This is a genomic window from Symplocastrum torsivum, assembly GCF_059505465.1.
Window position 1 is genome coordinate 24255 of record NZ_JCACKQ010000113.1, and the last position, 8458, is coordinate 32712.

Sequence of the window (8458 nt, forward strand, 5' to 3'; positions counted from 1 at the left end):
TGCGTGCAATAACTTCTCCCTATCTCAAATCCCGCTTCTTCCAGGCAGGAACTTCCAGGTAACTTTTCAACAAGGCTTTTTAGACAGTACCGACTAAGTTTTTAACTTTTCTACCAGTAAGGAAATAAGTCACCATTTCTCCCTTACCCTTAACCTGGATGACACCACGCTCCTCAAATACATAATCATTTCGTAAGTACTCGTAGGTTGATTCTGTGACTTGAATACACCCGGCAACACCATGGGATTCCATCCGGCTAGCTGTATTCACGGCATCACCCCACAAGTCGTAGATGAATTTTTTAGTACCTATAACTCCGGCAACTACAGGACCAGAGTTAATTCCAATGCGGATATTGAGTGTAGTGCCATGCCGATCATTAAACTGGGAAACTGCCCGTTGCATATCGATCGCCATTTGGGCGATCGCTTTTGCATGGTCACTGCGGGCTATAGGAATACCACCCACCACCATATAAGCGTCCCCAATCGTCTTAATTTTCTCCAATTGGTGTTGCTCACTAAGCTGGTCAAATCCCGTGAAAATCTCGTTGAGCAACCTAACGAGTTCTCTTGGTGATATCTTTTCCGACAACTGGGTAAAGTTAACGATATCCGCAAAAAGAATCGTCACCTCAGTAAAGCCCTCGGCAATATGCCGTTGTCCCTCTTTTAGCTGATTAGCAATAGGTTTGGGCAAAATATTGAGCAATAAACTCTCAGACTTTTCCTGTTCTTTGACAAGTTCTTCATTTGCCTCTTGGAGTTGGGCAGTGCGTTCAATCACACGTCGCTCCAACTCTTTAGATGTTTGCCGCAATCTACCGATAACTAGGGTGATTCCTACAACACCCAACATAGAGAGCATCGCTAACATAGCGAAGGTTCCCCGGAGACCCTCTTTTGTTTTGTCCATGAAGCTGTCGAGGGGAGTAGTAATCTCTAGAATTCCTCGCACGTCCCCGACTTTCCAATCCTTTTTGGGGCTATCAGAAAGAGTATTATGACAATTGACACAACTGGGTGTGAGGATATCTGCCTGTGCATATCGCAATGCTGTACGACCCTGAAATTTCTCAATCCGAAAAAATGGCTCCTTGGGATTTTGCCTTAAGGTTTGGAGTGCTTCTCGCTCAAACGTGTCTCTAGGTCCACCGTCATTGCGCCGCTTGGGAAAGGGATACTCACTATACAGCCGAACTGACATGCCAGGGTTTTGTTCACTAAGCCGATTACCGAGTTCTATTAAGTAGGTCGCTGGTACGGGAATCGCTTTGTCTTGGGTCGTGTAGTTGTGGGTGATGATAATCCCGTGACCTTCTCCGATCCGATCAACGGCATCGGAACTGTAGAGTGTACGTGCCTCATTGAGCGCTTGGGCATATAGGGTAGCGTTCTGAAGTGCCTGGGTCTCAATCAGCTTTGATGAGAGATGAGACATATTCCACAAAGCTGCTGACACTCCAGAGCATAGTAACAGCGTCAGAACGATGACTGTCCGCTTGTAGAGCAGACTGGTAAACATTGTCAAGGCTTGAGAGACCAACTGGCGCATGACATCCCCACAAAGACAGAGCCTTATAGTTTCATACTTCAACGGCTCAACAGAATGTCCGTAAAACTACGGATAATTGTAATAAGTAGATCAGATTTCTAGCCGTGCAACCCTGTGATTTTGAGCCAATCAACTTCCCTAGATTATCAATCGTAGTTGTTATCCCTTGCGATCGCATTCACCTGATTAGGTGACCTCACAGCATGAAAGAGGAAGTAAAAAACGCCAGTTGATCTAAAAAGACAAGGAAAACCGCTCCCACCCAGTTCCTTGATAGTCAAACTCAAACAGTTCCGGGTGCAGAATCTCTGCCAAGATTTCCAAAGAATCGACTAGTCGTGGTCCCGGTCGATTGAAGTAGGAATTACCATCGGTAAGATAAACCTTACTGTTTTTGACAGCTTGCAAGTTTTGCCACTGTGGATGCTGTGCCATCTGTTGGGTTTCCTGGCGAGTCCGATTTAAATCAAAACCACAGGGCATAACAATTATTACCTCTGGGTCAGCTTCTACGAGAGTCTCCCATTGTAGGTAAGGGGAATGTTTGCCCTCAACACCAAATACAGGCTGACCACCTGCCAGTTTTATGAGTTCTGGAATCCAGTTACCAGTTGCCATGAGAGGGTCAGTCCACTCAATGCCAGCAACCTTGGGACGGGAATTCTCAGGCAGTCCTTGAGTCTTTTGTCTACAAGCTTTAATGCGAGATTCTAAGCCTGTTAAGACAGCCTGCGATTCCACTCCTAACGCAGCAGCCACTCGTTCAATGTCTGCCCAAACATCGCCTAGCACGTTAGGTTGCAAGGAAATCACCTTGGGTTGACTTTTTGTGAATTGAGCAACAGCTTTCTCAACGTCAGCGAAGTTGACAGCACAAACATCACACTGGTCTTGGGTAACAATGTGGGTTGGTTGTAGCTGTTCTAGGACATCCGTTTTGATGTTGTAGATGCTTAGGGCTTTTCGGGCCAATTCAACGACATCCGCATCAATTTGGGCACTGGGTTTTTCTGAATCTAGTCGTGCTTCTGTGCAAATGGGTCGATTTTGAATGTCTGCCGGGTAATCACATTCATGCGATCGCCCAACAATCGCATCAACTAACCCTAACGCTGCCACAATTTCTGTCGCACTGGGCAGCAAAGAAACAATTCTCAAGTCTGAAGTAGTCATTAGGCAGTGAACAAATCAGCTAGGTACAATTTTCCGAAGATTTGATTAGTTAGTCATCACTCCTTGGTCACTAGTCAAAGACTTGCCATGCGCTTTGCACACAAAAACAAGGATACACATAGCCTGCGTCACATCGTTTACTAAGTAGTATTATTGAAAATGGTATTAAGTCTTTGAAGTGCCCACCTTCAAGGTGTAAGATTATAGTTTTGGGTAAAGACCTAGTTAGGACAAGAAAGAGGAAGTTATATGTCGCGATATCGAGGCCCGCGTCTGCGGGTTGTGCGCCGTCTGGGCGATTTGCCAGGGTTGACTCGTAAGACACCCCGTCGAGCATACCCACCGGGTCAGCATGGACAGGCTCGCAAGAAGCGGTCAGAATATGCGATTCGACTGGAAGAAAAGCAGAAACTCCGCTTCAACTATGGAATTACGGAAAAGCAGTTGCTCCGTTATGTCCGTAAAGCACGTCGCGCGACGGGTTCAACGGGTCAATCCTTGCTGCAAATGTTAGAAATGCGGTTGGATAACACAGTGTTCCGCTTAGGAATGGCTGGCACAATCCCAGCGGCACGTCAGTTAGTGAACCACGGTCATGTGATGGTTAATGGTCGGGTGGTCAATATTGCTAGTTACCAGTGTCGTCCCGGTGACGTGATTAGTGTAAATCAACGCGATCGCTCTAAGCGTCTGGTAGAACAAAACTTGCAATTCCCAGGATTGGCAAACCTTCCTAGCCATTTAGAGTTTGACAAGGGCAACCTGACTGGCAAGGTCAATGGTGTTGTCGAACGTGAGTGGGTGGCGCTACAAATTAACGAATTACTCGTGGTTGAGTTCTATTCACGGAAAGCCTAGGCTAGTTGTTAGTTGTTAGTTGTTAGTTGTTAGTTGTTAGTAGGGAAATATGCCCGAAAGGCTTTCTGAGACAAGGTTTTAGCAACGAGCTATTATCTATCTAACAACTAAAAACTAAACACTAACAACAACTTGGCTATCCACCAATTTGAGACATAGTACGGGTATAGGTGCCAGTAGTCCCAGAGTCTCGTTGTTTGAAGTTAATCTCTGGTTTAATCATCAGCAATTGACTGACTTGCTCTCTTAAGTGAGCGGTTTGAACCCCTTGACGCAGGGCGGTTTTTAAGTCAATTTGTCCAGTTTCATTGAGCAAACAAGGGCGTAACCAGCCGTCGGCAGATAAGCGCATTCGGTTGCAGCGATCGCAAAAACATTCCGACATCTGACTAATAAATCCTAGAGTTCCCAAAGCACCGGGAATTTGGAATACGTCAGCCGGGCCATTACCCCGGACGCGGGATTCTATTAAGCCAAAAACATCCCGAATGCGCTGCCGCAACTCTTCGGAGGGCACCCAAGCCCGCTCACCAAAGAGTTGCGAATTACCAATTGGCATAAACTCGATAAACCGGACGTGCCAGTGGCGGTTAAGGGTTAAAGCAGCTAAATCTAGTACTTCCTGGTCATTTACCCCTGGAATCACGACGACATTTAGCTTCAAAGGGTCGAACCCAACGTGATACGCGGCTTGAATGCCTTCCCAAGTCTGCTGCCAGCGCGAACGTCCGCGATTGCCGATAATTTTGTCAAATGTTTCCGCAACAAGAGAATCAAGGCTAATGTTGATGCGTCGCAAACCCGCGTCGTAGAGGTCTTGTGCCATATCAGCAAGTAAGAACGCATTCGTCGTCATCGCGAGGTCTTGAGTTTCGGGAAGAAAAGCGATCGCTCTTACTAAATCCACAACACCTGGACGCAATAAGGGTTCACCACCCGTAAGACGAAACTTCCTAAAGCCTACAGGAATAAAGACTTCCTGGAGCAACGTTAGTAGCTCTTCATTACTCAGCAATTCCTGCCGCAGAATATAGTCAAGCTCTACTCCTTCAGGCATACAGTACTGACAGCGAAAGTTGCAGCGGTCAATTAGGCTAATGCGGAGATAATCTACGGTGTTCATGCTGCCTTTGGTTATGGGGTAAGAGTGTCAAGGGAACAAAGCCTTGATACTTACTCTCCTTAATTCCTACTCCTTATTCTGAACGATTTACCTAGTTTTGCTGTTTGAATAGGCACAGGTTGAGGTTTGATAGCGAGGCTAGCATCGTTCTTACCCAAGAGCGATAGCGATGTCTTAAATCCTTGCTTCGTTTCACGCCAAAGCTTTGTCAGGGATTGACTACGTTGCTCTTGTACAAACACCAAAGGTAATAAGGCAACAAGTCTTAAAACCGCTGAAAGCGCAAATAATCCAGGTAAGCCACCTGTACTCGTTGACTGAGCGAGAAACCCTCCTGCTGCCGTTCCCATCGCTCCCGTAACACCAGTAATCGCTGCTGCGATCGCGAAATAAGCGGCTTGACTTCGTGCAGGTGCAACACTCATCTGCATATTACCGTTGCACAAGTCAACTGCTGCCCATGTCCCACCGCTAAACAGATGCACCAAAGGCAGCCATAGCCAAAGGGACGCTGAGTTCGCTCCTGTTCCTAACCAGAACAAAGGCGTGACGGCGGCAAGAATTCCAATCAAGATTAGAATCGGGCGATTACCAATCCGGTCTGCTAACTTACCCCACACCACCAACATCAGCAGATTTGCTCCTGCCGTTAAGCTGCCATAAAGCGTGACCAAACTGACATCTAGATGCAGATTGTCCAGCATATAGAGGTTAAAAAACGGGGCACTGAGGTTTACGGCAAACATCCATAGGCTGAGGTACAGGAGGAAGGTCAAAAAGTTACCGTCCTTAAACCACTTAGATGCTGGTTCAGTTGACTTACGTTCAGTCAAGCTTTTGAGTTGTGGCAGTGGTGCTTGCGGATTCACATCGACGATGAAGAACTGAAAGGCTAAACTAATCAACCCTGCCAAAACAGCCAAAAATAAAACAATGCTGTAGCCTTGGAGTGTTCCACCTCTCCAAACTGAGATTCCTAGTCCCATCACTGGAACACAAACGAGACTCATCAAAGTAGCAGCACTATTACGAATACCAAAATATCGTCCGCGCAACTGCCGGGGAACCAATGATGCCATCCAGCTAAACCAAGAAGCACTGCCTAAGGCACTGAGGATACTCGTTACCAAGACAATGAGGAGTGTCGCAAGGACAAGGTGGTGGTGTTCAGTTTGGGAGTCACCGACTTGTGCTACGAAAAGCAATAGAACCAGCCAAAGTAGCCGTGACACTCCAAAAACACATAAACCGTACCAATGGCGACTGGTGGTGCGATCTGCCAGGTAGGCGCCTAGTGGTTGAAGTAAGTTTACTAACATGGGAATTGACGATAGTAAGCCAATTTCCACGCTTGTCGCACCGAGTTCTAACAAAAAGTTAGTCAGTAAAATACCTGTGGTAGCGCTGCTAAAGATAGTGGCAAAGACACTATCTACGGTAGATGCCCGGAGACTGGTGCGAATCGCTTCCTTAGAAATTGATAGAGGCGGGTTGGGAACAACAACCGCCTCTGTTAATGCTGGATTTTCTAAAACTTCTACAACCGGGATAGGTATTGCTTCTTCGAGGATACAATCGACGGCTTTTCTAACCATGCTGAATGACTTTTGTAGCTAGGAGCTGTGGGGGGTGTTGGAACAGTACCCTTGAACAATAGGCAATGAGTGACTAGTCAAGCATCGTTCAACGGAAAGATATACTTCTCAACACTTTGCAACACCTGGGAAATACTTGGCAATAGTGTCGTAAAGATTGTTTGTTGCATTCCTTACACTAGCGATCGCAGACCTCACAAAATCGCTGAGTGTAGCGTGGCGGAAATAGCTATCCAGTTGAAAAAGGTTAAAAAGCTTACTGTACAAACAATATTCATAAAAGCCTTCTGCCTTCTGCCCTTTGCCCTCTGCCTTTTGCTATACCTCTTCGATTGATTCTCGTACCTCTCGATCCTCTAAAACAAACTGCACATTACTTAAGGGTTAATCAACGAGTGTCAGTAAACTCGATTCCTTACTATTAACCCCAACAATGCTTTTTATATTCTGCATAAACTGTAGTTGATTATCTAATCTCTATAAAATGGCTTAGGAGTTCACAGATTAGTAAGATTCAACACAGACATTATTAGTAAATAGCTTGATAACGCGAGAGTTCAGTTGACTATCAACTTGTGATTCAGTCAAGGTTTTGTGTTATCGCAACATATTTTAGAATTGTGTTTTTTCGATAAAGATTCTGTAAAACACCTAGCTTTACCTAATAACGAGAGAATATTCTGGTATCTAGGATACTTCTTGCTAATAAATCGATTACTTCAATAACCAAGTTACTCTTGACCTGCTCCAAGCCTTTCTTTGAGGAGCGAACCTTTATGTCTATTGTCAAATGAATTTAGCAGAACGCTATCTCCTTTCAACTGCATCTCAATGATGAATCAACTTACTTTTCCACCTGATGCCCCTAAGGTTATTGAGTGTAATGCTTCTGATACCTTTCAAGCATGGCTGAGTCAGGTAAATGGTTCACTCGCCATCACGACTTATCAGGCAGGTAAACTGGCTTTAGTCGGTTGGAATGGTCAGCAAGTGACTGTTCTCCTACGGCAATTTCCCAAACCGATGGGTTTAGCTGTGCAGGGACAGCGGCTAGCCTTAGCGACACATCATGAAGTTTTGCTATTTGCTAATGCCCCGTTGCTGGCTGATGAATACCTGGAAAATCAGCCAGGGCGCTATGACACTCTTTACTTACCCCGTGCCACCTACTTTACAGGCGACCTGAACATTCACGACTTGGCTTTTGGTAGGGATAGTTTGTGGCTCGTCAATACACGCTTTTCCTGTCTAGCCTCTCTGAGTAAAGATTACAGCTTCATTCCTCGCTGGCAACCCCGCTTCATCTCTCAACTAGTACCGGAAGACCGCTGCCATTTAAATGGCTTAGCAATGATAGACGGACAACCTAAGTTTGTTACGGCATTAGGGGAAAGTGATGAGGTTGGTGGATGGCGAAACAACAAAGCAACAGGCGGGATTCTCATTGATGTAGATAGTGGAGAGATTGTATTACGAGGTTTGTCAATGCCTCATTCTCCCTGTTGGCACGATCGCTTTTTGTGGATACTCAACTCTGGTGAAGGCGAATTGTGGCGTGTTAATCCTCACTCAGGGCAACACGATGTAGTCTGCGCTTTACCAGGTTTTTTGCGGGGGTTGTGCTGTATTGGGAACTATGCGTTAGTTGGACTCAGCCAAATTCGGGAGCAGCATATTTTCGGTGGTTTACCTGTACAACAACGGTTTGAGCGCCTGCTGTGTGGTGTAGCTGTCGTAGACCTCCGCAGTGGGCAACTGGTAGGAATGCTGGAGTTTACAGCAGGTTGTCAAGAGCTTTATGATGTCGAGTTTTTACCCAGTGTCCTGCGTCCAACCATTCTTAATAACGAAAGACCAGAAATGCGACAAGCCTTTACTGCGCCAGAGTTTTCTTACTGGCTACGCCCAAGTTCGCAAATGACAGGTTAATCAAGAAATCTTTAGAAATCCGACCTTTTTTAAGTTTCGTTTTTCATTTACCTTTACCTCTTAACTCCTATGTCAATTGTTCCTATTGGTTCAGAATTCCGCGTTAACACTCACACTAGCAGTGAGCAACGCACATTCACCGAAACACCGCAGTCCGTAGCAATGGATGCTGATGGGGACTTTGTCGTTACCTGGAGTAGCAATGGTCAGGATGGTTCCGGTTGG

Annotated in this window: 6 protein-coding genes; 2 read left to right on the forward strand and 4 right to left on the reverse strand. The window is 45.8% G+C overall.

The features are described 5' to 3' along the window. Positions 1 to 79: 79 nt before the first annotated feature. Together AC5JL3_RS26510 and AC5JL3_RS26515 are read right to left on the reverse strand one after the other, a co-directional pair. Complete coding sequence (locus AC5JL3_RS26510; protein ID WP_496077324.1) at positions 80 to 1555, reverse strand: adenylate/guanylate cyclase domain-containing protein; 1476 nt, start codon at positions 1553 to 1555, stop codon at positions 80 to 82. A gap of 234 nt (positions 1556 to 1789) precedes the next feature. Further along, positions 1790 to 2728 carry a cobalamin-binding protein gene (locus tag AC5JL3_RS26515; protein ID WP_496077325.1) on the reverse strand — a complete coding sequence of 313 codons (939 nt, stop codon included), beginning with the start codon at positions 2726 to 2728 and terminating at the stop codon, positions 1790 to 1792. 249 nt (positions 2729 to 2977) lie between these two features. On the opposite strand from AC5JL3_RS26515, the gene rpsD reads away from it, so the two are divergent. Beyond that, positions 2978 to 3586 (forward strand): 30S ribosomal protein S4, encoded by a 609-nt coding sequence (gene rpsD, locus AC5JL3_RS26520; protein WP_192222564.1) that lies wholly within the window; start codon positions 2978 to 2980, stop codon positions 3584 to 3586. A gap of 136 nt (positions 3587 to 3722) precedes the next feature. Here the strand turns inward: rpsD and moaA are convergent, their stop codons facing one another. Both moaA and AC5JL3_RS26530 read right to left on the reverse strand, forming a co-directional pair. Next, positions 3723 to 4709, reverse strand: a complete 987-nt coding sequence (gene moaA, locus AC5JL3_RS26525) for a GTP 3',8-cyclase MoaA (protein WP_496077326.1) — start codon at positions 4707 to 4709, stop codon at positions 3723 to 3725. 59 nt (positions 4710 to 4768) lie between these two features. Continuing rightward, the gene (locus AC5JL3_RS26530) at positions 4769 to 6304 is read right to left on the reverse strand and encodes an MFS transporter (protein ID WP_496077327.1); all 1536 of its coding nucleotides are present in this window, start codon (positions 6302 to 6304) and stop codon (positions 4769 to 4771) included. Positions 6305 to 7135: 831 nt separating this feature from the next. Between AC5JL3_RS26530 and AC5JL3_RS26535 the strand changes: the two genes are divergently transcribed. Continuing rightward, on the forward strand, positions 7136 to 8233 hold the full coding sequence (locus AC5JL3_RS26535) for a TIGR03032 family protein (RefSeq protein ID WP_496077328.1): 1098 nt from the start codon (positions 7136 to 7138) through the stop codon (positions 8231 to 8233). Positions 8234 to 8458 lie beyond the last annotated feature (225 nt).